This is a genomic window from Dickeya sp. Secpp 1600, from assembly GCF_003049805.1.
GTDB classification, from domain to species: Bacteria; Pseudomonadota; Gammaproteobacteria; order Enterobacterales; family Enterobacteriaceae; genus Dickeya; species Dickeya fangzhongdai.
Window position 1 is genome coordinate 430,603 of sequence record NZ_CP023484.1, and the last position, 24,195, is coordinate 454,797.

25 protein-coding genes are annotated in these 24,195 nt (G+C 58.5%); 15 read left to right on the plus strand and 10 right to left on the minus strand.

Annotated elements, in window-relative coordinates; all coding sequences use genetic code 11:
- Window positions 1–189: 189 nt before the first annotated feature.
- From CPA59_RS01975 to CPA59_RS01995, 5 genes are all read left to right on the plus strand, one after another.
- Entirely contained in the window at window positions 190–1,098 is a 909-nt protein-coding gene (locus tag CPA59_RS01975; protein WP_107758588.1) for a homocysteine S-methyltransferase family protein, read from the plus strand.
- 193 nt (window positions 1,099–1,291) lie between these two features.
- Window positions 1,292–2,833, plus strand: coding sequence for an ABC transporter substrate-binding protein (locus CPA59_RS01980; protein ID WP_107758589.1), 1,542 nt, complete (start codon window positions 1,292–1,294; stop codon window positions 2,831–2,833).
- A gap of 16 nt (window positions 2,834–2,849) precedes the next feature.
- Window positions 2,850–3,848 carry an ABC transporter permease gene (locus CPA59_RS01985; RefSeq protein WP_049855272.1) on the plus strand — a complete coding sequence of 333 codons (999 nt, stop codon included), beginning with the start codon at window positions 2,850–2,852 and terminating at the stop codon, window positions 3,846–3,848.
- Between the two features lie 27 nt (window positions 3,849–3,875).
- Complete coding sequence (locus tag CPA59_RS01990) at window positions 3,876–4,697, plus strand: ABC transporter permease (RefSeq protein ID WP_038917627.1); 822 nt, start codon at window positions 3,876–3,878, stop codon at window positions 4,695–4,697.
- Window positions 4,690–6,285 carry an ABC transporter ATP-binding protein gene (locus tag CPA59_RS01995; protein ID WP_107758590.1) on the plus strand — a complete coding sequence of 532 codons (1,596 nt, stop codon included), beginning with the start codon at window positions 4,690–4,692 and terminating at the stop codon, window positions 6,283–6,285. Before CPA59_RS01990 ends, CPA59_RS01995 begins: the two co-directional genes overlap by 8 nt.
- A 78-nt stretch (window positions 6,286–6,363) precedes the next feature.
- On the opposite strand, the gene CPA59_RS02000 is transcribed toward CPA59_RS01995, so the two are convergent.
- The 4 genes from CPA59_RS02000 to CPA59_RS02015 are packed head-to-tail and all read right to left on the minus strand — an operon-like array spanning window position 6,364 to window position 10,323.
- Window positions 6,364–7,113 (minus strand): proteasome-type protease, encoded by a 750-nt coding sequence (locus CPA59_RS02000; RefSeq protein ID WP_038917631.1) that lies wholly within the window; start codon window positions 7,111–7,113, stop codon window positions 6,364–6,366.
- A 29-nt stretch (window positions 7,114–7,142) separates the two neighbouring features.
- Window positions 7,143–7,964, minus strand: coding sequence for a transglutaminase family protein (locus CPA59_RS02005; RefSeq protein ID WP_107758591.1), 822 nt, complete (start codon window positions 7,962–7,964; stop codon window positions 7,143–7,145).
- Window positions 7,961–8,890, minus strand: a complete 930-nt coding sequence (locus CPA59_RS02010; protein WP_042858413.1) for an alpha-E domain-containing protein — start codon at window positions 8,888–8,890, stop codon at window positions 7,961–7,963. The genes CPA59_RS02005 and CPA59_RS02010 overlap by 4 nt, the downstream gene beginning before the upstream one ends.
- A complete protein-coding gene (locus tag CPA59_RS02015; protein WP_107758592.1) occupies window positions 8,884–10,323 on the minus strand; it encodes a circularly permuted type 2 ATP-grasp protein in 1,440 nt (479 codons plus the stop codon). The genes CPA59_RS02010 and CPA59_RS02015 overlap by 7 nt, the downstream gene beginning before the upstream one ends.
- Before the next feature lie 432 nt (window positions 10,324–10,755).
- Here CPA59_RS02015 and CPA59_RS02025 point away from each other — a divergent pair, with 432 nt between their 5' ends.
- Both CPA59_RS02025 and CPA59_RS02030 read left to right on the plus strand, forming a co-directional pair.
- Complete coding sequence (locus CPA59_RS02025; RefSeq protein ID WP_071605140.1) at window positions 10,756–10,992, plus strand: ParD-like family protein; 237 nt, start codon at window positions 10,756–10,758, stop codon at window positions 10,990–10,992.
- On the plus strand, window positions 10,961–11,290 hold the full coding sequence (locus CPA59_RS02030; protein ID WP_038920775.1) for a type II toxin-antitoxin system RelE/ParE family toxin: 330 nt from the start codon (window positions 10,961–10,963) through the stop codon (window positions 11,288–11,290). Before CPA59_RS02025 ends, CPA59_RS02030 begins: the two co-directional genes overlap by 32 nt.
- An 86-nt stretch (window positions 11,291–11,376) precedes the next feature.
- On the opposite strand, the gene ridA is transcribed toward CPA59_RS02030, so the two are convergent.
- The 3 genes from ridA to pyrB form a co-directional block, all read right to left on the minus strand.
- The gene (ridA, locus tag CPA59_RS02035) at window positions 11,377–11,763 is read right to left on the minus strand and encodes a 2-iminobutanoate/2-iminopropanoate deaminase (RefSeq protein ID WP_033570393.1); all 387 of its coding nucleotides are present in this window, start codon (window positions 11,761–11,763) and stop codon (window positions 11,377–11,379) included.
- A 113-nt stretch (window positions 11,764–11,876) separates the two neighbouring features.
- Complete coding sequence (gene pyrI, locus CPA59_RS02040) at window positions 11,877–12,341, minus strand: aspartate carbamoyltransferase regulatory subunit (RefSeq protein ID WP_038662952.1); 465 nt, start codon at window positions 12,339–12,341, stop codon at window positions 11,877–11,879.
- Window positions 12,342–12,357: 16 nt separating this feature from the next.
- Window positions 12,358–13,293, minus strand: a complete 936-nt coding sequence (gene pyrB / locus CPA59_RS02045) for an aspartate carbamoyltransferase (protein ID WP_038662949.1) — start codon at window positions 13,291–13,293, stop codon at window positions 12,358–12,360.
- A 410-nt stretch (window positions 13,294–13,703) separates the two neighbouring features.
- Between pyrB and CPA59_RS02050 the strand changes: the two genes are divergently transcribed.
- Window positions 13,704–14,171, plus strand: coding sequence for a YhcH/YjgK/YiaL family protein (locus CPA59_RS02050; RefSeq protein WP_038917637.1), 468 nt, complete (start codon window positions 13,704–13,706; stop codon window positions 14,169–14,171).
- An 8-nt stretch (window positions 14,172–14,179) separates the two neighbouring features.
- On the opposite strand, the gene CPA59_RS22790 is transcribed toward CPA59_RS02050, so the two are convergent.
- Window positions 14,180–14,332, minus strand: a complete 153-nt coding sequence (locus CPA59_RS22790; protein WP_157987366.1) for a hypothetical protein — start codon at window positions 14,330–14,332, stop codon at window positions 14,180–14,182.
- 71 nt (window positions 14,333–14,403) lie between these two features.
- Here CPA59_RS22790 and CPA59_RS02055 point away from each other — a divergent pair, with 71 nt between their 5' ends.
- Together CPA59_RS02055 and CPA59_RS02060 are read left to right on the plus strand one after the other, a co-directional pair.
- Window positions 14,404–15,828 (plus strand): PTS transporter subunit EIIC, encoded by a 1,425-nt coding sequence (locus tag CPA59_RS02055; RefSeq protein WP_038917638.1) that lies wholly within the window; start codon window positions 14,404–14,406, stop codon window positions 15,826–15,828.
- 66 nt (window positions 15,829–15,894) lie between these two features.
- Complete coding sequence (locus tag CPA59_RS02060; RefSeq protein WP_107758593.1) at window positions 15,895–17,331, plus strand: 6-phospho-beta-glucosidase; 1,437 nt, start codon at window positions 15,895–15,897, stop codon at window positions 17,329–17,331.
- A gap of 105 nt (window positions 17,332–17,436) precedes the next feature.
- Here CPA59_RS02060 and argF read toward each other — a convergent pair whose 3' ends face one another.
- The gene (gene argF, locus CPA59_RS02065) at window positions 17,437–18,453 is read right to left on the minus strand and encodes an ornithine carbamoyltransferase (protein WP_038917640.1); all 1,017 of its coding nucleotides are present in this window, start codon (window positions 18,451–18,453) and stop codon (window positions 17,437–17,439) included.
- 162 nt (window positions 18,454–18,615) lie between these two features.
- On the opposite strand from argF, the gene rraB reads away from it, so the two are divergent.
- On the plus strand, window positions 18,616–19,044 hold the full coding sequence (rraB, locus tag CPA59_RS02070; RefSeq protein ID WP_038917641.1) for a ribonuclease E inhibitor RraB: 429 nt from the start codon (window positions 18,616–18,618) through the stop codon (window positions 19,042–19,044).
- A gap of 75 nt (window positions 19,045–19,119) precedes the next feature.
- Here rraB and CPA59_RS02075 read toward each other — a convergent pair whose 3' ends face one another.
- Window positions 19,120–19,623: a GNAT family N-acetyltransferase gene (locus tag CPA59_RS02075; RefSeq protein ID WP_107758594.1), complete on the minus strand. Its 504-nt coding sequence runs from the start codon at window positions 19,621–19,623 to the stop codon at window positions 19,120–19,122.
- A gap of 340 nt (window positions 19,624–19,963) precedes the next feature.
- Here CPA59_RS02075 and CPA59_RS02080 point away from each other — a divergent pair, with 340 nt between their 5' ends.
- From CPA59_RS02080 to CPA59_RS02095, 4 genes are all read left to right on the plus strand, one after another.
- Complete coding sequence (locus CPA59_RS02080) at window positions 19,964–20,551, plus strand: helix-turn-helix domain-containing protein (RefSeq protein ID WP_107758595.1); 588 nt, start codon at window positions 19,964–19,966, stop codon at window positions 20,549–20,551.
- A gap of 27 nt (window positions 20,552–20,578) precedes the next feature.
- Entirely contained in the window at window positions 20,579–21,061 is a 483-nt protein-coding gene (locus CPA59_RS02085) for a GNAT family N-acetyltransferase (protein WP_049855259.1), read from the plus strand.
- Between the two features lie 282 nt (window positions 21,062–21,343).
- On the plus strand, window positions 21,344–22,411 hold the full coding sequence (locus CPA59_RS02090; RefSeq protein ID WP_107758596.1) for an alpha/beta fold hydrolase: 1,068 nt from the start codon (window positions 21,344–21,346) through the stop codon (window positions 22,409–22,411).
- A gap of 155 nt (window positions 22,412–22,566) precedes the next feature.
- On the plus strand, window positions 22,567–24,186 hold the full coding sequence (locus CPA59_RS02095) for a methyl-accepting chemotaxis protein (protein WP_038662925.1): 1,620 nt from the start codon (window positions 22,567–22,569) through the stop codon (window positions 24,184–24,186).
- Window positions 24,187–24,195: the final 9 nt, after the last annotated feature.

The following is a 24,195-nucleotide window of genomic DNA, read 5'->3' on the forward strand; positions in this document are numbered from 1 at the left end:
AAGGAAATTCCGGCATCGTAGATAAATCAGTCTTGTACAAATAACGCACAAAAGTGACCGGCCGTGATGCAGCCCCGTCATCACTGGCCTGACGACAGTCTGTGCTTTTTGGCTATCAAGGCATCTAGACATCCATATAGGGTTTTTTGTATGGTGGCGGGAAATTTTTTTACGCGATAAGGAAAGACGATGGCAGACAACGTTCTGATTCTGGACGGGGGAATGGGGCGTGAACTGGCACGCATCGGCGCGCCTTTTCGCCAGCCGGAGTGGTCGGCGTTGGCGCTGATGGAGTCGCCGCAGCATGTGCGGCAGGTGCATGACAGCTTTATTGCCGCCGGCGCGCAGGTGATTACCACCAATAGCTACGCCGTGGTGCCTTTCCATATCAGCGAGGCGGTGTTCAACGCGCGCGGTCAGGCGCTGGCGGCGCTGGCCGGGCAACTGGCCCGTCAGGCAGCGGATGCCGCTGCGCATTCGGTGCGCGTCGCCGGTTCGCTGCCGCCGGTGCTGGGTTCTTATCGTCCGGATCTGTTCGACGCCGCCGCGGCGACGCCGATTCTGAAAACGCTCATCGACGCCCTGAATCCCTACGTGGATGTGTGGCTGGCGGAAACCCAGAGTTCGCTGGCGGAGGTGACGCTGGTGCGCGAGCTGCTGGCGAGCGATCCGCGCGAGCTGTGGCTGTCGTTTACGTTGCAGGATGAACTGGATGCCGACGGCCACGCCCGCCTGCGTTCCGGCGAAACCGTGACGGACGCGGCGCAAACGGCTGCCCGCCTGCACGCCGCCAATGTGCTGTTTAACTGTAGTCGGCCGGAAGTGATGGCGCCGGCGGTGGCGCAGGCGAGCGCGGTGCTGCAAGCGCAGTCCGCCAATATCGGCGTGGGCGTGTATGCCAACGCCTTCGAGCCGGAAGATAACCAGCGCGGCGCCAACGAAGGGCTGAGCCGTTTACGTACCGACACGCACCCGGAAGGATACCTGCAATGGGCGCAGGAATGGGTGGCGCAGGGGGCGTCGCTGGTCGGCGGCTGTTGCGGCATCGGCCCGGAGCACATCGCCCGTCTGGCGCAGGCATTTCACCGTCAGTCCTGATGGCGGCGAAAAATATAACGATATGTCCCCTAAATAATTCGAGCTGCAGGAAGGCGGCGACGCAGCGAATCCCCAGGAGCTTACTTTAGTAAGTGACTGGGGTGAGCGAGGAAAGCCAACGCACCTGCAACTTGAAGTATGACGGGGATAATAATCATCCGTAACGGATGAGCACTCACGAAGGGAACACAACATGAATCGTCGTCATTTTATCAAGAGCGCCTGTGCCCTGTCTGTCGCCGCGGCCGCTACCGGCTGGCCGTTGAGCGCCGCCTGGGGGGCGGAAGGCGGTGAACAACCGAAAAAGGGCGGTCACCTGATTGTCGGCGTGGACAACGCCTCCAGCACCGACCGCCTCGACCCGGCGTTCTGGTTCGAGACTTATATGTACTTCGTGGGTTCCCAACTGTTCAACAACCTGCTGGAACTGGACGAAAAAGGCGAACTGGCGCCATCGCTGGCCGAATCCTGGGACAGCAAAGACGGCGGCCGCACCTGGGTGCTGCACATCCGCAAAGGCGTGCAGTTCCACGATGGCCGTGCGCTCGGCGCCAAAGACGTGATCTACTCGCTCAACCATCACCGCGGCGAGAAATCCAGTTCGTCGGTGAAAGGCTATCTGGACCCGGTGATGGCGATGGACGCCACCGGCAGCCATGAAGTGACTATCCGCCTGAGCGAACCGAACGTGGAATTCGTCGCGCTGCTGAGCGACGTGCACTTTGCCATTACCCCGGAAAACGAGAGCTTCGACAAGGGCATCGGCACCGGCGCCTTTATTCTGGAGAGCTTCCAGCCGGGCGTGCGCACGCTGGTGAAACGTAACCCGAATCACTGGAACAGCGAACGCGGCCACGTCGACTCGGTCGAAACGCTGGCGATGAACGACTCCACCGCCCGCGTGGCGGCGCTGGTGAGCGGCTCGGCGCACATCATTAACCGCGTTAACCCGCGCATCGTCGGCCGTATCCAGAACATGCCGACCCTGCAACTGCTGCGCTCGCGCGACAGCCAGATTTTCACGTTCCCCGGCCTCGGCAATGTGGCGCCGTTCAACACCGAAGACGGCCGGCTGGCGCTGAAATACGCCATCGATCGCCAGCAGATCATCGACACCGTGCTGGGCGGCTACGCCAGCGTAGCCAACGACAACCCGATTTTCCCGTCCAACCGTTATTTCGCCAAAGACATTCCCCAGCGTCCGTACGATCCGGAAAAAGCCAAATGGCACTGGCAGAAAGCCGGCTTCAGCGGCCCGCTGACGCTGTCGGTCGCCGATGCCGGTTTCCCCGGCGCGGTGGACGCCGGCCAGCTGTATCAGGCGTCTGCGCAGAAAGCCGGTATTCCGCTGAATGTGGAGCGCGTGCCGGACGACGCTTTCTGGGACAATGTGTGGATGAAAAAACCGTTCGTCTCCTCCAACTGGTCGGTGCGTCCGACCGCCGATGCACTGCTGTCGCTGGTGTTCACCAGTCAGGCGCCGTGGAACGAGTCCGCCTGGAAAGACGCCGGCTTCGACCAACTGGTGCAGGCGGCGCGCGGTGAAGTGAACGAAGAAAAGCGTCGTCAGATCTACCACGACATTCAGGTGATGTTGGTGGACAAGGGCAGCGAAATCATCCCGCTATACGCTGACGCGCTCGATGCCTGCAGCAATAAGGTGAAAGGGCTGACCGCCATTCCGGGCTTCCCGCTGAGCGGCAACCGCGCGGCGGAAAAAGTGTGGCTGGCCTGAGGCGGGTAACGTGACGATTCTTCACCGATGGACCGATCTTTACCGATGGACCGAGCGCTACCCGCTGCTGACGCTGATTCTGCGGCGTCTGCTGGCGGGCGTAGCGATGATCGCGGTGGTATCGGCGCTGATTTTCGCCGGTATCCAACTGTTGCCGGGCAACGCCGCCACCGCCATTCTGGGGCAGACGGCGACGCCGGAAGCGGTGCGGGCGCTGAACGCCCAACTGGGGTTGGATCAGCCGGCGGTTTCGCGCTATCTCGGCTGGCTGTGGGGCGTGCTGGGCGGCGATTTCGGCCACAGCTTCACCAGCCGTCAGAGCATTGCGCCGGTGCTGGCCTGGCGGCTGGAAAACACGCTGTTTCTGGCCGGGTGCACGGCGGTGATTGCGGTGCCGCTGGCGCTGCTGATCGGCTTTCTGTCGGTGCGTTATCAGGGCAGTTGGCTGGACAGGCTACTGAACCTGTTTACCCGCGTCGCGGTGGCGCTGCCGGAGTTTTTCTCCGGCTACCTGCTGATTCTGATTTTTTCCATCACCCTGTTCTGGCTGCCGAGCAACAGCAGCGTCAGCGATGGTATGCCGCTCGGCGCGCATCTGACCGCCATCGCGCTGCCGTGCCTGACGCTGGTGCTGGCGGTGCTGGGCCACATGAGCAACATGACCCGCGCGGCGTTGATCGGCGCGCAAAACGCGGCCTATGTCGACACGGCGTTGCTGAAAGGGATGTCGCCTTCCGCTATCCTGCTGCGCCACGTGCTGCCCAACGCCTGGGGGCCGATCATCAACGTTATCGTGCTCAACCTGGCGTATCTGATGGTGGGGGTAGTGATCGTCGAAAGCGTGTTTGTTTACCCAGGGCTGGGGCAGTACATGGTCGACAGCATCAGCAAGCGCGACATGCCGGTGATTCAGGGCTGCGCGCTGGTGCTGGCGACGATTTACATCCTGCTTAATCTGCTGGCGGACGTGGTATCGCTGATGGCGAATCCGCGTTTGCGCCATGCCCGGCGGTAATACCGTCAACCGAATGGATATCTGTACATGCCTGCTGTGAAACCTTCCGTGGCGTTCGGCCTGCTGGGGCTGGGCCTGTTTATTGGGGTGGCGCTGTTTGCGCCCTGGATTGCGCCTTACCCGGCCGACAAGGTGGTCGGCGGCGCCTGGCTGGGGCCAATGCCGCAGGTCTGGCTCGGCACCGACAATATCGGGCGCGATCTGTTCTCCCGTTTAGTCTGGGGTACCCGCACTTCGCTGGCGGTGACCGCGCTGGCGGCCGCATTGGCGTTTGTGCTGGGCGCCGGGCTGGGGTTTCTGGCCGGGGTGTGCGGCGGCTGGGTCGACCAACTGATTTCCCGCGTTAACGACGTGCTGATGGCGATCCCGACGCTGATTCTGGCGTTGGTGGTATTGGCTATGCTGCCGAAAAGCACGCTGATCATCATTCTGGTGCTGGGCGTGCTGGAGGCCACCCGCGTGCTGCGCGTTTCGCGCGCGCTGGCGGTGGATATCGCCACGCAGGAGTTCATCGAAGCGGCGCGCATGCGCGGCGAGTCGATGGGCTGGATTCTGTGGCGCGAAATTTTGCCGAACGCGCGCAACACGCTGGTGGCGGAGTTCGCGCTGCGCTTCATCTTCATCCTGCTGTTTCTGTCGGCGCTGTCGTTTCTGGGGCTGGGGATCCAGCCGCCGACCGCCGACTGGGGCGGGCTGGCGCGCGACAACAAAGACGGCATTCTGTTTGGCGTATGGGCGGCGCTGGTGCCGGGGGCGGCTATCGCCCTGCTGGCGGTGTCGCTCAATGTGGTGGCCGACTGGCTGCTGAGCCGCGATGGGCGTAACTGGCGCGGAGGCCGTCATGAGTGAGTTGCTGCGGGTTGAACATCTGCGCGTCACGGCGGGCGGTCGGGCGCTGGTGCAGGACATCAGCTTTACCCTCAATAAAGGCGAAGTGCTGGGGCTGATTGGCGAGTCCGGCGCGGGCAAGTCCACCATCGGCCAGGCGATTCTCGGCCACTGCCGTCACGGCATGCGTATCGACAGCGGGCATATCTGGTTTCAGAACGGCGATAACAACAGCGACCTGGCGGCGTTATCGGAGCGGCAGTTACGGCGGGTGCGCGGCGCGCGCATCGCGTATGTGGCGCAGTCGGCCAGCGCGTCGTTCAACCCGGCGCAGCGCATCGGCGAGCAGGTGATTGAAACGGCGGTACGCCACGGCGTGCTGTCGCGTCAGCAGGCCATCACGCGGGCGATCGAACTGTTTGCACAGCTGTCGCTGCCGGAACCGCAGATCTTTTTCCAGCGCTACCCGCATCAGGTTTCCGGCGGGCAGTTGCAGCGGGCGATGATCGCGATGGCGATGTGCGCCGGCCCCGACCTGATTATTTTTGACGAGCCGACCACCGCGCTGGACGTCACCACCCAACTCGGGGTGCTCAACGCCATCGATGATATTATCCGCCTGACCGGCGTGGCTGCGCTGTATATCAGTCACGATCTGGCGGTGGTGGCGCAAATCAGCCACCGCATCATGGTGCTGCGTCACGGCCGTCAGGTGGAAACCGGCGACACCGCGCCATTGCTGGAAAACCCAACCGAAGCGTACACCCGCGCGCTGCTACAGGCGCGCGGCGAGCCGAAAACGCCGCAACCGGCGACCGGCGACGTCCTGCTGGATATCCGCCATCTTGATGCCCGTTACCAGCAACAGCCGGTATTGCAGGACGTGTCGCTGCAACTGGCGCGCGGACGCACACTGGCGGTGATCGGCGAATCCGGCTCCGGCAAATCGACGCTTGGGCGTACCCTGTGCGGGCTGCTGGCTCCGGCGGGCGGCGAGATTCGACTGAATGGCGACGCCTTGCCGCCGCGACTGGCGCAGCGCAGTCGCGCCCAGTTGCAAGCTGTTCAGATGATTCACCAGCACCCGGATACCGCGCTCAACCCGCGTCTGCCGATCGGCGTGCAGATTGAGCGGGCGATGGTGTGCCTGACTCAACTGGACGCCGCGACGCGACGTTCACGCGTGAACGACCTGCTGCATCAGGTCGGATTGCCGCCGGAGATGGCGCAGCGTTATCCCACCGCGCTGTCCGGCGGTCAAAAACAGCGGGTATGTATCGCCCGCGCGCTGGCGGCGCAGCCGTCGCTTATCGTCTGCGACGAACCGACATCGGCGTTGGACCCGCTGGTGGCGCGCGACGTGCTCTCGCTACTGCGCCAGATCCAGCAGGAAACCGGCGTCGCCTATCTGTTCATCACCCACGATTTACACGTGGTGCGGGAAGTGGCCGATACCGTGGCGGTGCTGCGCCAGGGGCGCATTGTCCGGCAAGGGCCGGTAGCGCAAGCGCTGTCGCCGCCGCTGGACGACTACACGCAGCAACTGCTGCTGGCGGTGCCGGAAATGCGCTGCGGCTGGCTGCGGGAAGTGATGGATAAGGGGTACTGATTGGCGCGGGCGGAATCATCCGTTTCTACCGGGCACGTGTTGTTGTCGGCCCGGTATTCGCATCAAACATCCCGACGTTTACTGTTTTGGCGGCATGCCCTGCGCCGGAAACGGCGGTAGTTGCCGAAAGGTATTCAATAGGCCTTCCGACCAGGCTTTGCGGATGGCGACGAAGTAAGGGTCGCTTTCGGTGATGCGGTGCTGTTCGCTGGCATCGAAGCTGCCGGTGCGATAAATCATCACGTCCAGCGGCAGGCCGACCGACAGGTTGCTGCGCAGCGTGGAGTCGATGGAAATCAGCGCGCAGCACATCGCCTGTTCCAGCGAGGTGTCCGCCGTCAGTACCCGGTCGATAATCGGTTTGCCGTACTTGCTTTCGCCGATCTGAAAGTAGGGGGTGTCGACGGTGGCTTCGATAAAATTGCCTTCCGGATAGATGTGGAACAGCCGCGGCGTTTCGTCGCCAATCTGACCGCCCAGCAGCAGGTTGCAGCCGAAATTGGTGCTGCTGCCGTTTTGCTGGGCCTGGCTGTCGCGGTGAATGACCTCGCGCACGGTTTCGCCCACCAGCGTGGCGGCGTCGTACAGCGTGCTGACCTGCATCAGGTTCGGCGTGTGCTGGTCCTGAATGCGAGCGTTCAGCAGGCTGATGATGCTCTGGGTGGTGGCGAGATTGCCGGCGGACTGCAGCACCAGCACCCGTTCGCCTTCCTGACGGAACACATGGAGCTTTCTGAAGGTTGCGATGTGGTCGACCCCCGCGTTGGTACGGGAGTCGGAAGCGAAAACCAGACCGTCAGACAGACGCATGGCCACACAGTAGGTCATACAACACCTTTTGAGTTAAACAGTGCTCACTATTGCTGTTGTTGCACCTGCTGCTGTCGCTCAAACAGGCTCACTTCAGCCTCGGAAAACATCTCTTCACAACCACCGCCGAGGCGGCTGCCGCGCACCGGGCAGGCATCCAGATAATCCATCCCCACCGCCAGCCGCAAGTGCTGATTGAGCCGGCGAGTATTGTTGGTGATATCAAAACTGTGCCAGCGCTCGTTCAGCCAGGCTTCGGCCCAGGCGTGCATCGCCACGTGCTCGGTATCCCGGCTGTAGACGTAGCCGCTGACGTAGCGCGCCGGAATGCGCAGGCTGCGACAGCAGGCCAGGAACACGTGGGTGTGATCCTGACACACCCCTTTGCCTTTGGCAAAAGCCGCCGCCGCGGTATCGTGCACCCGGGTGGCGCCGGGAGTATACGGCATTTTCAGCCGCAGTTCCGCCATCAGCGTTTCCAGGCTGCCCGCCGGATCGGCCTCGCGGTAATAGCGCCGGGCAAACTCGCGGATCGGCTCGTCCGCCTCGGTCAGCTCGGTGCCGCGCAGGAACACCAGCGGCGACAGCGACTCGCTGCTCTCCTCGGGCTGCTCTTCTCCATTATCGGCGATTTCCACCACACCCTGAGCGTGGATCAGAATGTCGTGATGAGGATGGTCCAGCGTCAGCACGTGCATCAGGTTGCCGTAGGCGTCGACGGTGGCGACCGCCGAGGCCGGCAGCGTCAGCTTCCAGTCGCGGATGCGCTGGCGGGCGGAACTCTGCGGCGTGAGCCGCAGGTACTGGGTGCTGAACTTCACTTCTTCATCGTAACGGTAGTGGGTCAGGTGATTGATGGTGAGTTTCATAGCGCCTCCAGATAGGTATGACGGATACTGTCAGCCAGTTCATTGATTTTGATGAGGAAACGACTGAGGTAATGTTGCAGGTCGTCAGCCAGTACGTCGTCGATCGAGCCGAAGCGCAGCTCCACGTGCAGCAGGTGGGCCAGCCGCTGCGGGATGCGCGCCCGCTCGCTGCCGATCATCTCCAGCTGTTGCACCAGATCGCCCACGCAGGCGTGCAGCGAGCGCGGCACGTCGTTGCGCAGCACCAGCAATTCGGTGACGGTTTCCCGGCTGATGGGTTGGCGATAAATACTGTGGTATGCCTCGCGGGCGCTCACCGCGCGCAGCAGGGTGTCGAGCCGGTAGTATTCACGCACCGGGTCCGGGTCGTTGTTGAGCTGCTGATCCTTGACCGCCAGCAATTGCGCGGTAGCGAACGCCCGTTCGATCAGGGTGCCGATGCGGATAAAACACTGGGCGTCGTTGCGCAGCAGGGTGCCGAACATGGCGCCGCGAAACAGGTGCGCACGCTCTTTCACCCAGTCGAAAAAGGCGTCGATGCCGATCTTGTCCACCCCGGACTGCCGTAGATTACGGATGTCGATGCGGGTGGTGTTGATGCATTCCCACACTTCGGACGACAGACTGCCGCGCACCGCGTGGGCGTTATTCCACGCCATTTCGATGCAACTGTAGATGCTGCTGGGGTTGTGGCTGTCCAGCGCAAAGAAGTTCAGCAGGTTGTTCATGGTGAAGCGGGCGTAGCGCTGCTGAAACAGCTCGTGAGTAAACGTCAGGTTGAGCGGCAGCGACAGGTCATGCTGCTGCTGGTTGTGACGCGGCATCATCGACAGCTTGTAGGTGACGTCCAGCACGCGGGCAAAACTCTCCGCCCGTTCCAGATAACGGGCCATCCAGTACAGTTCGCTGGCGGTACGGCTTAGCATGATTCGTCCTCCTCCATCACCCAGGTGTCCTTGGTGCCGCCTCCTTGCGAGGAGTTCACCACCAGCGAGCCTTCGGTCAGCGCTACGCGGGTCAGCCCGCCGGGCACCAGCCGGATCTCCTCGCCGTACAGCACGAACGGGCGCAGGTCGATGTGGCGCGGCGCCAGTCCTTCCTCGACAAACGTCGGGCAGGTGGAGAGCGCCAGCGTGTCCTGAGCAATATAGTTGCCGGGGTTAGCCAGCAATCGCTGGCGGAAATCCTCGATTTGCTGGCGGGTGGATTTGGGGCCGACCAGCATGCCGTAGCCGCCCGCGCCGTGAACCTCTTTCACAACCATGCTGCCCAGATGAGCCAGCACGTAGCTGAGATCGTCGGGCTTGCGGCACTGCCAGGTGGGAATATTGCCGAGAATCGGCTCTTCGGACAGGTAAAAGCGGATCATCTCCGGCACGTAAGGGTAGATGGATTTGTCGTCCGCCACGCCGGTACCGATGGCGTTCGCCAGCACCACGCCGCCGCTGCGGTACACCGACAGCAGCCCCGGCACGCCGAGCATCGAATCGGCGCGGAACGCCAGCGGGTCAAGAAAGGCGTCGTCGATGCGGCGGTAGATCACATCCACCCGGCACGGGCCTTCGGTGGTGCGCATATACACCGCGCCTTCTTTGACAAACAGATCGGCGCTTTCCACCAGTTCCACCCCCATTTGCTGGGCGAGGAAACTGTGCTCGAAATAGGCGCTGTTGAAGCGGCCCGGCGTCATTACCACCACCGTCGGGTCGTCGACATGGGTACTTTCCCGCAGCGTCTGCAACAGGTAGCTGGGGTAACGCTCCACCGGCGCGATGTGCTGGCTGGCGAACAGGTCCGGGTAGAGCCGCATCATCATCTTGCGGTTTTCCAGCATATACGACACGCCGGATGGCGTGCGCAGATTGTCTTCCAGCACGTAATAGTGGCCGTCGCTGTTGCGCACCATGTCGATGCCGGTGATGTGGGCGTAGATATTGTTGTGCAAGTCGACGCCCTGCATGCACGGCTGATACTGCTCGTTGGCGAGCACCTGTTCGCGGGGCACGATGCCGGCGTTGAGAATGTGTTGCTGATGGTAGATGTCGTAGAGGAAAGCATTGAGGGCTTTGACGCGCTGGCGGATGCCAAGGTCAAGCATGCGCCATTCATGGGCCGGAATGATGCGCGGCACGCTGTCAAAAGGAATCAGGCGCTCGGTACCGCCTTCTTCGCCATACACGTTAAAGGTAATCCCCACCCGGTGGAACAGCAATTCCGCCTGTTCTTTCTTCTGGCGGATAGCGTGCTGGTCGGTCTGTTGCAACCATTGCCAGTAGGCGTCGTAGTGCTGGCGTTGCCCGCCTTCTGCGTTGAGCATCTCATCGTAGTAAGGCGCGGTCGGAAGCGTCATTTTTATCATTGTCGTCCCCTGCATTCCGCTTGATGGAAGATACTGAGAAAAATGCAGAAAACATGCCAGCGTGGTAAATGAGCTGCTTATTGCTGGCGGCGAGGAAAAACTGCACTTCGCTGGTGCAAATGACGACGAACGGTGCGCTATAGCGGGGTGATGCAGCGAAAATAACGAGAGAGAATGGTGCGATAGCGGAGGCGGGCGCACCTATTTGGGTAAGCACCATTAATATTGGATAGATACTTCGATGCGACAAAATGTTGCGTATTGCGATTTAATGTCCTAGTATCTTAATACGCTATAGCAAAATGCCTGCGGCTACAGTGAACACTACGAACACTACGAACACTACGAACACTACGAACACTACGAACACTACGAACACTACGAACACTACGAACACTACGAACACTACGAATTCATATAGGTATCAACAGTATGGCTATCAGCATTCGATTGGATGAAGATTTTGTCACCGAAGTAAAGGTGTATGCAGAAGCATCCAGCCGTAGTGTGCCCAAGCAGATAGAACACTGGGCCAGAATCGGCAGGATTGCTGAGGATAATCCCGATCTGACATACGAATTTATTATGGAAACTTTGCTCGCCCGAAGCGAAGCAGAGAATGGTAAGGTTTCTCGTTATGTCCGAAGAACAAAACCGAGCAGAGATTGAGGTTTATCAGACCAACCGGTTTGAAAAAGCATTGGACAAATTGCCGCAGCAGTTCAGAACCGTTGTTGAAGATGAGATTGATTTGATTGTTGAAAACCCTGAACTGGGTGAGCTCAAGAAAGGCGACTTGAGTTATTTAAGAGTTCATAAGTTCAAGCTGAACAACCAGTTAATATTGCTGGGATACAGTTGGAACCAGAACCAGCTTATCATCCACCTGTTAAGTTTGGGTTCTCATGAGAACTTTTATCAGGAACAGAAAAGGATGAGAAAGTCAGATTTAAAACTCATCAGGTAAATGAAACCCCGGTACTAACCGGGGTTCGTCATTTAACAATAACTCTATTCGCAATCTGTCGTTATTGCAGAGATGCCGGTTGGTTTTTAACCCCGAACCGCGATAGCTTCGATCTCGATTTTCACATCTTTCGGCAGGCGGGCCACTTCCACGCAGGAGCGAGCCGGGAACGGCGCGTTGTGCTCGGTGAAGAAGGCTTCGTACGCAGCGTTAACCGTGGCGAAGTCGTTCAGATCTTTCACGAACACCGTGGTTTTGACGATGTTGCCCACTTTCAGACCGGCCGCTTCCACGATGGCTTTCACGTTTTCCAGCGACTGACGGGCCTGTGCGGTGACGTCGTCCGGCACCAGACCGGTTTTCGGATCCACCGGGATCTGACCGGAGGTGATGATCATGCTGCCCAGGTCAACACCCTGAACATAAGGGCCGATGGCGGCCGGAGCCTGTTCCGTACTGATAATGCGTGACATGTTTTCTCCTGATTATGTCTGAAATGATGCGACTTCCGCATTATTCCAAAAAGCCCGCCGTCAGGCCAATACCGCAATCCGATAGGCGGCGTTTTCCTGACGGCAGCCGCGTATCAGTGGCTGTTCAGCACCGCCTGACGTTCAAACTCTTTCTCGCAGTATTTGCATTTCAGTTGCACGTCGTCGCCGCGCTGTTTCACGCCGAAGGAGGAGTTGACCGGCTCGCTGCGGCTGATGCAGTTGCTGTTGGGGCAGGTCAGTACGCCTTCGATGTGCGACGGCAATTGCGGGTGCAGCTTGCGCACCACTTCGTAATTGTCGATCTGGTTAACGGTGGCCTGCGGGGCGTACATCGCCAGCTGGTTGGCCTGTTCTTCGGTCAGGAAGATGTTTTCGATCTTGATCAGATCCTTGCGGCCCAGATGGTTGGACGGCAGGTTCAGGCCGATGGTGATGCGCTGGTCGGTGGCGGTCAGTTTGAACAGTGTCAGTAACTTGAAGCCCACCTGCGCCGGAATATGGTCGATCACGGTGCCGCGTTTGATGGCTTCTACCTGCAATTTATTGTCGTGAGTCATGCTGTATGCTCCTCTCTCACAGAACCAGTTCGCTGTTCAGAACCAGCGCCAGCAGAGCCTGGCGCGCGTAAATACCGTTGCCCGCCTGCTGGAAGTAGTAGGCGTAAGGGGTGCTGTCCACGTCGGTGGTGATTTCATCGATGCGCGGCAGCGGGTGCAATACTTTCAGATTGTCGCGGGCGCTGCCGAGGTCGGCGGCGCGCAGGATAAACTGCGACTTGATATTGATGTACTCCGACGGGTCCAGCCGTTCTTTCTGCACGCGAGTCATGTACAGAATGTCCAGTTGCGGCGCCACTTCCTCAATGCTGGTGTGCAGGCTGTAGGGGATATCTTTCTCTTTCAGCATATTGAGGATGTAATCCGGCATCGCCAGCGCGTCCGGGGAGATGAAGTAGAAGCGGTTGCCGTCGAACTTGGCCAGCGCCTGGGTCAGCGAGTGTACGGTGCGGCCGTACTTCAGGTCGCCGACCATGGCGATATTGATGTTGTTCAGACGGCCCTGGGTTTCCTGAATGGTGAACAGGTCCAGCAGCGTCTGGGACGGGTGCTGGTTGGCGCCGTCGCCGGCGTTGAACACCGGTACGCCGCCGGAGAACTCGGTCGCCAGTCGCGCCGCGCCTTCCTGCGGGTGGCGCATCACGATGGCGTCCACATAGTTGCTGATGACCGAAATGGTGTCCGCCAGGGTTTCGCCTTTCTTGCCGAGCGAGGTGTTGTTGCTGTCGGCAAACCCGACCACCGACGCGCCCAGCCGGTGAATGGCGGTTTCAAACGACAGGCGGGTACGGGTGGAGGCTTCAAAGAAACAGCTGGCAATCACTTTGTGCTTCAGCAGTTCCGGCTGCGGACGGGCTTTCAGGCTGGCCGCCACCTTGAGCGTCAGTTCCAGATCGTCCCGGCTGAGATCGTTGATTGAGATGATGTGTCTTTTATATAGCGGATTGACCATTTGGCTATGCTCCCCTCGGTTAGGCCCGGTAAACAAACGGTATGACTGGCGGCGACAGGCAAAAAAAAGCCCCTCAACGAGGGGCTTTTTTTACGAATCTGTCAGGCAACGGAAGGAAAAACGCTGTCATGCCGCCAACAGGCAGTTGCGGTTCGGCACTCACAAAAACAGCAGCGTCAGACATGTTCCCTCCCGGCAAATTGTCCGGAATTATACGCGCCGAAGAGGTGAATTCAAGCAGAAAAACGCTGTCTTTTCGCGATAGGCAATCGGTTGCGGTTGATTGTTTCACAGTAAGAAGAAACGCATCGTTCGGATCACTTTTTTACTATCGCTGGCTGGCGACCCGATGCCGACAGGAGTATAAGGAATCAAAACGTTGTTTCAGTTTATTTATTTAAGGAGCGATCATGATTACCGGTAATGTCGACCATCTGGAGCTGGTTCCCTATCTGCCCATTAAACTGCGCGAGGCGATTGAGTATGTGAAGCAGCATATCAACGCCGATACTCCGCTGGGTAAGCACGATATCGACGGCAATAAGGTGTTTGTGCTGGTGTCGAACGACAGCACGGATCTGTTTGAGAAACGCCGCGCCGAGTATCACGCCAAATACCTGGATATCCAGATTGTGCTGAACGGCACCGAAGGCATGACCTTCAGCAACCTGCCGGCGGGCAAACCGGACGTGGACTGGCTGGCGGACAAGGACATCGCGTTCCTGCCGGCCGGCGAACAGGAAAAACAGTTTGTGCTGCATAAAGGCGACTTCGTGGTGTTCTTCCCCGGTGAAGTGCACAAACCGTTGTGCGCGGTCGGCGCCCCGGCCCACGTGCGCAAGGCGGTGGTGAAGATCGACGCCTCGCTGGTGCTGTAATCTGCTATTCATGACAAAAGGCGCAGCAGCGCCTTTTGTATTTTGACCGGCCTCGTTTTTTCTCCTGATATCCCTTCTGTTAACAGCGTATCTGATGTGATCCCGCCCGTAAAACCGACGTAAGGCTTTATGAAACCGGTTGCAGTAATCATGGCTTTCATGCAGTCTGAAACCGGTTTCAGTTGTAGCCGATCAACGAAGTGGTTACCGAATATCAACGTGAGGTAGCGCCATGTCAGGGATTCGAGATTACGCGAAATTAGCGCAAAGCATTCTGCAGGAAGTGGGTGGTCAACCGAATATTGTCGATTTTTCCCGCTGCGCCACCCGGCTACGCCTGATACTGGCGCAAACGCCTGATAACGCGAAAGCGCGCGTTCAGAGCCTGCCCGGCGTGATTGCGGTGGTGGAGAGCGCTGGTCAGTTTCAGGTTGTCATCGGCGTGCATGTGGCGGAAGTGTACAGCCAGATGGCGGCGTTGCTCGGCGAAGGCGCAAAGCGCGGCGAAGAGCCCCGTCGGCGCGTACTGGATACGGTGATCGCCACCATGTCGGCGGTGTTCGCGCCGATTGTGTATATTCTGGCGGCGGCAGGGATACTGCAGGGCATACTGATCGTTATTCAGCAGTTCTCCGCCGGTTTTACGCTGACCGGCACCTATCGTGTGCTCAATTTCATGTCCTGGACGCCGTTTGCCTTTCTGCCGGTGTTTATCGCCCTGACGGCTTCCCGTCATTTTCGCTGTAATACCTATATCGCGGTGCTGTGCTGCTGCGCGCTGATCAACCCGGAATGGACGGCGATGGCGGGGAAAATCGCCGCCGGCGAGTCGATCACTCTGTTGGGGCTGCCGCTGGCGAAGACGGTGTATACCGCGTCGGTGTTGCCGCCGCTGTTTCTGGTGTGGGTGCTGGCGTGGGTGGAGCGCCGGGTGGAAAAGCGATTGCCGGATATCGTCAGCGCGCTGTTTACCCCGTTGATCTGCTTTGTGATTGTGGTGCCGCTGACGCTGCTGTTGATCGGCCCGGCCAGTACCTGGGTCGCCACCGGGATCGCCGCCGGCTACAACGCGTTGTTCAATGCTTTCCCGGCGCTGGCGGCCGCGATTATTGGCGGCGTGTGGCAGATCATTGTGATCTTCGGCGTGCACTGGGGCATCACGCCGGTAGTGGTCGCCAACTTTGATCTGAACGGTTACGACTCGTTTCAGGCGTTCCAGACCGTCGCCGTGGTCGCTCAGATGGCGGCCGCTTTCGGCTGTTTTTTGAAAACGCGCAACCGTGAACTGAAAGCGCGCTCGATGTCGGCGGGGGTAACGGCGATTTTCGGCATCACCGAACCGGCTATTTACGGGGTGACGCTGCGCTACAAGAAACCCTTTATCTGCGGCTGCATCGGCGGTGCGGTGGGGGCGGTCGTCGCCAGCCTGTTCGGATCGCTGTATTACGCCTATGCCGCATTGCCGGGCGTGCTGACGGTGATCAACGCCATCAGCCCGTCCGCACCGATGTCGTTTATCGGCGAGCTGGCCGGCTGCGGCGTGGCAATCGTGTTGACTATCGGGTTGGTGATGGTGGTGGGGTTTGACGATCCGGTGGAGGAAACGGCCGCGGCGCCAGCGGAGGCGGCGTCGACCCGGACCAGCGCATCGGTTTGATATGACTGTGAATATTGAGTGCCTTGCCGTCGGCGTATGACGGCATTTAAAGAGGAGGTGGAGAGTATGAGTCAATTACCCGCAGGGTTCTTATGGGGGGGCGCGGTGGCTGCGCATCAGCTGGAAGGCGGCTGGAATGAAGGCGGCAAGGGCGTCAGCGTGGTGGATGTGCTGACCGCCGGCGCGCACGGCAAACTGCGGCGCATTACCGACGGCGTGATTCCTGGCGAGTCCTACCCGAACCATGAGGCAATCGACTTTTATCATCGTTATAAGGACGATATCGCGCTGTTTGCGGAAATGGGTTTCAAATGTTTTCGCACCAGCATCGCCTGGACGCGTATTTTCCCCAACGGCGACGAAACGGAGCCGTGCGAAGCAGGGCTGAAGTTTTACGATGACCTGATCGACGAACTGCTCAAACACGGTATCGAGCCGGTGCTGACCCTCAGCCATTTCGAGATGCCGCTGCATCTGGTGCAGCAGTACGACGGTTGGATGAGCCGCAAGACGCTGGACTGCTTCGTGCATTTCGCCGCCACGGTGATCGAACGTTATCAGCACAAAGTGAAGTACTGGATGACCTTCAACGAGATCAACAACCAGAAGAACGTGTCGGCCGAGATTTTCGGCTGGATGTGTTCCGGGGTGAAGTTCCCGCAGAAGGAAAAACCGGAAGAAGCGATGTATCAGGCGGTGCATCATCAGTTTGTCGCCAGCGCGCTGGTGGTGAAAACCGCGCATGACATCAACCCGGATATCAAAGTGGGTTGCATGTGCTCGTTTGTGCCGTACTACCCGTATTCCTGCCATCCGGAAGACGTGATGCTGGCGGCGCGTTCGATGCATGACCGTTTCTACTTCACCGATGTGCACGTGCGTGGCCACTATCCGGCCTATGCGAAACGCGAGTGGGCGCTCAAGGGCTACCACATCCATATGGAGCCGGAGGACGAGCGGATTCTGCAGGAAGGTAAGGCGGACTACATCGGCTTTAGCTATTACATGTCGAACGTGGTGAAACACGATGTGCAGAACGATATTGACGCCAGCATGGACGGCAGTTCCGAACATTCGATTGCCAACCCGCACCTGAAAGCCAGCGACTGGGGCTGGCAGATCGATCCGACCGGGCTGCGCTATGCGCTGGTGACGTTGTATGAACGTTATGAAGTGCCGCTGTTTATCGTGGAAAACGGGCTGGGCGCCGTCGATAAGCCGGACGCGAGCGGCGTGTGTCAGGATGACTACCGTATCGATTATCTGCGTTCCCATATTGAAGCCATGAAGGCGGCGGTGTGGGAAGATGGCGTCGACCTGATGGGTTATACGCCGTGGGGCTGCATCGATCTGGTGTCGTTCACGACGGGTGAAATGGCGAAGCGTTACGGTTTCATCCACGTCGACAAGCATGACGACGGCACCGGGACGTTAAAACGTACGCCGAAGAAATCCTTCCACTGGTATCAGCGGGTGATTACCTCGAACGGCGAAGAACTGTAAGCCGGGCCGGAAGCGCCGGGATTTGTGACTGGGCCGATAACGTTGGTTTATCCGGCCCATACGCTGAGCCAAATCACCTGTGGATTTGGCTCATATTCTCGCTACTTAAATCTCGACGCTCTGGCTCAGTGTCGCCACCATCACCGCTTTGATGGTGTGCATGCGGTTTTCCGCCTGATCGAACACAATGCTGTGGGCGGATTCAAACACATCGTTGGTGACTTCCATACCGTTGTGCAGGCCGTATTGCTCCGCCATCTGTTTGCCGAGCGTAGTCTGATCGTCGTGAAACGCCGGCAGGCAGTGGAGGAATTTCACCTGCGGGTTGCCGGTAGCGGCGATCATCGCGGCGTTAACCTGATACGGCCGCAGCAGGTCGATACGCTGCTGCCACACTTCTTTCGGTTCCCCCATCGAAACCCACACATCGGTATAGATGAAGTCCACACCGTTCACCCCGGCCGCCACGTCTTCTGTCAGCGTAATCGAACCGCCGGTTTTGGCTGCCGCCGCCTGACACTCCGCCACCAGACCGGCATCCGGCCAGCAGGCTTTCGGGGCGATTAATCGCAGATCCAGCCCGGTGATGGCGGCGGCTTCCAGCATGCTGTTGCCCATATTGTTGCGGGTGTCGCCCACGTAGGCCAGCTTCATGCCCGACAGCGATTTACCCGGCAGGTGCTCCTGCATGGTCAGCAGGTCCGCCAGTAACTGGGTCGGGTGAAATTCGTTGGTCAGGCCGTTCCAGACCGGCACGCCGGAAAACTCGGCCAGCGTTTCCACCAACTCCTGACCGTAACCGCGGTACTGGATGCCGTCGTACATGCGGCCCAGCACCCGGGCGGTGTCTTTCATTGATTCTTTATGACCGATCTGGCTGCCGCTGGGGCCGAGGTAGGTGACTTGCGCGCCCTGATCGTATGCAGCAACTTCGAAAGAGCAACGAGTGCGGGTCGAATCTTTTTCGAAGATGAGTGCGATGTTTTTACCTTGCAGGTAGCGGGCTTCGGCGCCGTTTTTCTTATTGGTTTTGAGCGTGGCGGCGAGAGCCAGAAGGCTGCTGATTTCAGCCGGCGTGAAATCCATCAGCCGTAAAAAATGGCGTTTGTAGAACGGGTTCATCGTTGTCTTCTCCATGTGGCTCAACACTGAAGGTTGAATTAAAATTCACTTTATATGTGTAAATATTCAAATTCAAGTGCCGCGTTCAAACTTTATGGTGGAGAGAGAGGCTAGCCTGTGGGAAAATAACCCTATCTTTGCCGCTTTTATGAGGACTGAGACATGGCAAACCGCGAACTGCTGGAAGAACAACGTGAAGAGACCCGTCTGATCATTGAGGAATTGCTGGAGGACGGCAGCGATCCCGATGCGCTCTACACCATCGAACACCATTTCTCCGCCGAGAAGTTTGAAGATCTGGAAAAAGTGGCGGTGGATGCGTTCAAACTGGGTTACGAAGTTACCGACGCCGAAGAAATGGAAATGGAAGACGGCGTGGTGCTGATGTGCTGTGATGCTATCAGCGAGGTGGCGTTGAGCGCCGAGCTGATCGATCAGCAGGTGGAACAACTGCTGTCGCTGGCCGAGCGTCATGGCGTCAACTACGACGGCTGGGGCACCTATTTCGAAGACCCGGACGGCGAGGATGAAGACGAATTCGGGGAAGACGAAGACTTTTACGATGAGGATGACGACGGCAAACGTCACTGATTCTCGTGTTATCTATCGCCCGGCACCCGCCGGGCGATGTGTTTTCTACGCAGCGCAATGACGGCGCCTGCGCCCTTACAGCGTTTTCAGCATTCTGACTTCACAGTCCACATGACCTGTGTTGCCCATGGCATGCGGGATATGCTCGAAGCCGAGTCTTTCATACAGGTGGATGGCGCTGGTCAGGTGCGCGGTGGTTTCCAGATAGCAGCGGCGAAACCCCTGCTCGCGGCCAAACGTCAGCGCCAGTTCCGCCAGTTGCCGGGCAATGCCCTGGCCGCGCGCCAGCGGCAGAAAATACATTTTTTGCAATTCACAAATATCCGGCTCGCCGCCGGACAGCGGGGCCAGACCGCCGCCGCCCACCACTTCGCCGTTGCATTCCACCACCCAGTAAGCGCTGGCGGGGCGATAGTAGAGTTCGAACAACCGGTCCAGATCCGGGTCGGACACGGTATATCCCTTGTCGGCCGTCAGGCCGAATTCAGCGGAAACCCGGCGTATCACGCTGGCAATCGCCGCGTTATCCGCGGCCGTAATCGGGCGGGTCAGCAGTGGTGTGGACGCTGAAGTTGTCATGTTGCTCACTCTTGTCGGCAGAATCCTGTCAGATCGAAAACGTCGGTAATCGGCTGGCGTTTCCCGATGATACGTACTGTCGGTGATACGTACCGTCGTTTACACGTATCACCGATTATACGTACCGACGCGCCGGCTCAAAACCCTGTTATTGATAAAGGCGCGTAACAAAAAGCGCAACAGCGGATTAGCGCAGCGGTAATTGCCCGACAATGATGTGGATCCCGCGTTAAACATACAGCTGAATAATCCGTTCCCACTGCGTTTCACTCTGAACATATCTTGATCTATTTTCTCATTTATGAGATTTTTTATCAAAATTGATATTTCAGGAGACGCGATGGAACCTTCCATTTCTGAAACCGATCGTCTTTCCGAAACCGATCGTCGGTTGGCCGGGCGGCTGGCGGGGCTGCGACGTGAACGCGGCTGGTCGCTGGACGAACTGGCGCAGAACAGCGGCATCAGCCGCGCAACCTTATCCCGGCTGGAACGTATGGAGTCCAGCCCAACGGCGGCGTTGCTGGGCCGCCTGTGTGCGGTGTATGGCTGTACCCTATCGTGCCTGCTGGCCGAGGTGGAAACTCAGTTGCCGCAGAAGCTGAGCGAAGCGCAACAACCGGTATGGATTGACCCGGAAACCGGGTTTGTCCGGCGCAGTATTTCTCCCCCTTCCGCCGGGTTTCGCGCCGAAATGATCCACGGCGAGCTGCCGGCCGGCGTGCGTATCGATTACGCCGCGCCGCCGCTGGCGGGCCTGGAACATCATCTGTATGTGCTCGATGGCCAACTGGTTATGACGCTGGAAGGCGTGGCGCACACGCTTGGCCCGCGGGACAGCCTGCGCTATCGCCTGTATGGCGCGTCCGGTTTCCATAATCCCGGTCCGGGTCCGGTTCGCTACCTGATTGCTATCTGCGCCCCCTGATCTTTTTTTGCAACGGAGCTGATGATAATGACAAACACATCCCCACGGGATCCGCTGGTGATCCGCAACGATGACTTGACCGGCGAGGCCACGCGAGCGCTGGTGGCCCTGCATCTGACTGGAATGCACGATAATTCGCCGCCGGAGCAGGTATTTGCGCTGGATTTGTCCGGTTTACAGGCGCCGGACATCACATTCTGGAGCGTCTGGCGCGGCGAGCAGATCGCCGGTATCGGCGCGCTGAAAATGCTGCCGGACGGCAGCGGAGAACTGAAATCGATGCGCACCCATCCGCAGTGTTTGCGTCAGGGCGTGGCCGCGTGTCTGCTGGCCCATATTCTGGCCGAAGCGCGTCGGCGCGGCTTGCGTCGCCTGAGTCTGGAAACCGGTAGCGGTCCGGCATTTGAACCGGCGCTGGCGCTGTATCGTAAACAGGGTTTCGTGAATGGCGAGGCGTTCGCTGAGTATACAGCCAGCGAATTCAATCAGTTCCTGCATCTGCCACTGTAAATGACGGCTTGGTTCATCTCTTTGCCGCTGCGCACAGGCGACAATATCGGCAACCGGAGGGTAACGGCGGGCGTCCTTTGCGGTTAGCGGCGTATGCCTGAACAGAATTGGGACACGGATTATTTCATGAGTATTGTTCAGGACTAAATTATATGCCGCGATAACTAAAATTGGCGGCATATAATTATTTTTTCAATCATTAGTCTGCGAGCATTATTGGGATATTTTACAGGAAATATTAACATCAGGGTCCCCCGCCTATGATTACGGAAGAGTTGTTCTATGGTTAATCGCTTGTTGTCTGGACTGGCTGGTCTGGTTTTTCTGTTTGTTTTATCCCCTTTTTCGACTGCACAAACGCTACAACCACAAGAAGGAAATTGGGCCGCGCCTGAATTCCGATTCCATACCGGAGAAACCGTCAACAATCTCCGTATTCATTATTACACGTTGGGCGACAGTAAAAAGCCGGCCGTATTATTGCTGCACGGCACTAATCAGCCGATCAGCGCCTTATTGGCCGCCGGTTTTGGCGGTGAATTATTTGGCCCCGGCCAGCCGCTGGACGTCAGCAAATATTTCATCATCATTCCTGAAAGCATCGGTTCCGGAAAATCCGCCAAGCCGTCCGACGGCCTGCGTACTAAATTCCCACAATATAACTACGATGACATGGTGCTGGCGCAATATCGCCTGCTGACCGAAGGTCTTGGCATTAAGCATCTGCGTCTGGTGATGGGATATTCGATGGGCGGTATGCATACCTGGATGTGGGGCGAAAAATACCCGGACATGATGGATGCGCTGGTGCCGATGGCGTCGCAGCCGAACGAACTCTCGGGCCGCAACTGGATGCTACGCCGCATGCTGATTGAGACCATCAAGCGCGATCCGGCGTGGAAAAACGGCGATTACACTAGCCAGCCGCCGTCGTTGCAGACCGCCAACATCATGTTCAGCATCGCCACCACGGGCGGTACGCTGGCCTACCAGAGCAAAGCGCCGACCCGCGCGCAGGCGGACAAACTGGTGGACGAGCGTCTGGCCGCGCCGGTAACCAGCGACGCCAACGACTTTATTTATATCTGGAATTCCTCGGCGGATTATAACGCCTCGCCGGAATTAAACCGCATCAAGGCGCCGCTGCTGGTGATCAATTCCGCCGACGATGAGCGTAATCCGGTTGAAACAGGAATACTGGAAAGTGAGCTGAAAAAAGTGAAGCGCGCCGAGCTGTTTTTGATCCCGGCAAGTAAAGAAACCAGCGGACACGCCACCATGATGTCAGCGAAGTTTTACAAAAATAAGCTGGGTGAATTCCTGGCGGCGGTTCCGCCACATAATAAATAACGGAAATTGAAAACACTGGGCCGGCGACTACTACACAATGATGTCTATACAATAACGCCGGCCTTTTCCTTTCATGATATTTCCTTTTCATTTTTGTTGCGGTTTACGTGTGAGCTGAAGCTCATGGTTTTCATTACCAAACAACAGGGACAATTATGTTTCGTAAGATAAAGATCCGCACAACGCTCAGTATTATGGTGTTCTCTCTGGCGGTGCTGTCATTGATTGTGGGCATCCTGGGGCTGGTAGCCGTCCAGTCGGGTAATAAATCTTTTGCGCATGTGGATAATGTGGTGCTGCCGGGGCTGGTGGCGCTGAATGAAAGCTCGGAATTGTTATTGCGCGCCCGTCTGGATTTACGGTTGTACGAGTCGCTGATGAGCAACGGAGATAAGGATGCCGCCACGGTGGCGCTCAAGCGCGCCAGAGGCAAAATCGATGACGCCGGCAAGAAGTGGCAGGAGTATCTGACGTATCCGCAGTTCGAACAGGAAAAGGCCATTTCTTCCGATATGGCGACCAAACGCGACACCCTGATGAATGAATTCATCAACCCGGCGTTTATCGCGCTGGAAGCCGGTAATCTGGATGAGTATCGCCAGCGGGCGGGTAAATCCACTTCGCTGTACGCCAATTTTGACGGCGCGGCGAAAAAGCTGGTGCAGTACAAACGTCAGAGCATTGATGAGGCGTACAGTGATTCTAATGCGCGCGTTAGCCGTATGCAGGTCATTCTGACCGTGGTGATTGTGTGCGCGCTGGTGCTGGCGGCGTTGGCCTGGTCGATTCTGACCAATCTGGTGGTAAAACCGCTCAATCAGGCGATTACCGTGTTTGACCGGATTGCCGAAGGCGACCTGCGCGCGAAAATTGAGATTCGCGGCAATAATGAAATCGCCCAGCTGTTTGGCGCGGTACAGCATATGCGCGACGGGCTGGAAGATATGGTGCTTGCGGTGCGTAACGGCACCGACGCCATCAGCGTCGGCGTCGAGGAGATCGCGTCCGGCAACATCGATCTGTCCAGTCGTACTGAGCAGCAGGCCGCATCGCTGGATGAAACCGCCGCCAGTATGGAACAGATTCTGGCGACGGTGAGCAATAACGAAGACAACACCCGCAAGGCCAACGATCTGGCGAAGAAAGCGTCGGATTCCGCATCCCGCGGCGGCGATGTGGTGACAGAAGTGGTGGATACCATGCGTTCTATCCAGCAGAGTTCGTCCCGCATTTCCGACATCGTGGGCGTCATCGACGGCATCGCTTTCCAGACCAACCTGCTGGCGCTGAACGCGGCGGTGGAAGCGGCGCGGGCGGGTGAGCAGGGCAAAGGGTTCGCGGTGGTGGCGTCCGAAGTGCGCACGCTGGCGCAGCGCAGCGCCACGGCCGCCAAAGAGATCGGCAACATGATCGATAACTCGCTGAGCCGTATCGAAAAAGGCGCCGGGCTGGTGGAAGTGGCCGGCAAGACGATGGATGAGATCCTGTCGGATGTCCGCAAGGTGGTGGATATTATGGGCGAAATCATGCTGTCTTCCGGCGAGCAGAGCCGGGGCATTTCGCAGATCAATATCGCCATCAGCCAGATGGACGGGGTGACCCAGCAGAACGCCAGCCTGGTGGCGGAAGTGGCGACCGCCGCCAGTTCGCTGCAGGCGCAGGTGACGCATCTGCAACAGTCGATCGCCAGCTTCCGTCTCGACAATGAGACGCAGCCGGTGCTGGGCGGCAGCCTCAATGCGCAGCCGCGCGTGGCGCTGGTCGGCGCGCAGTAACCCACGCTG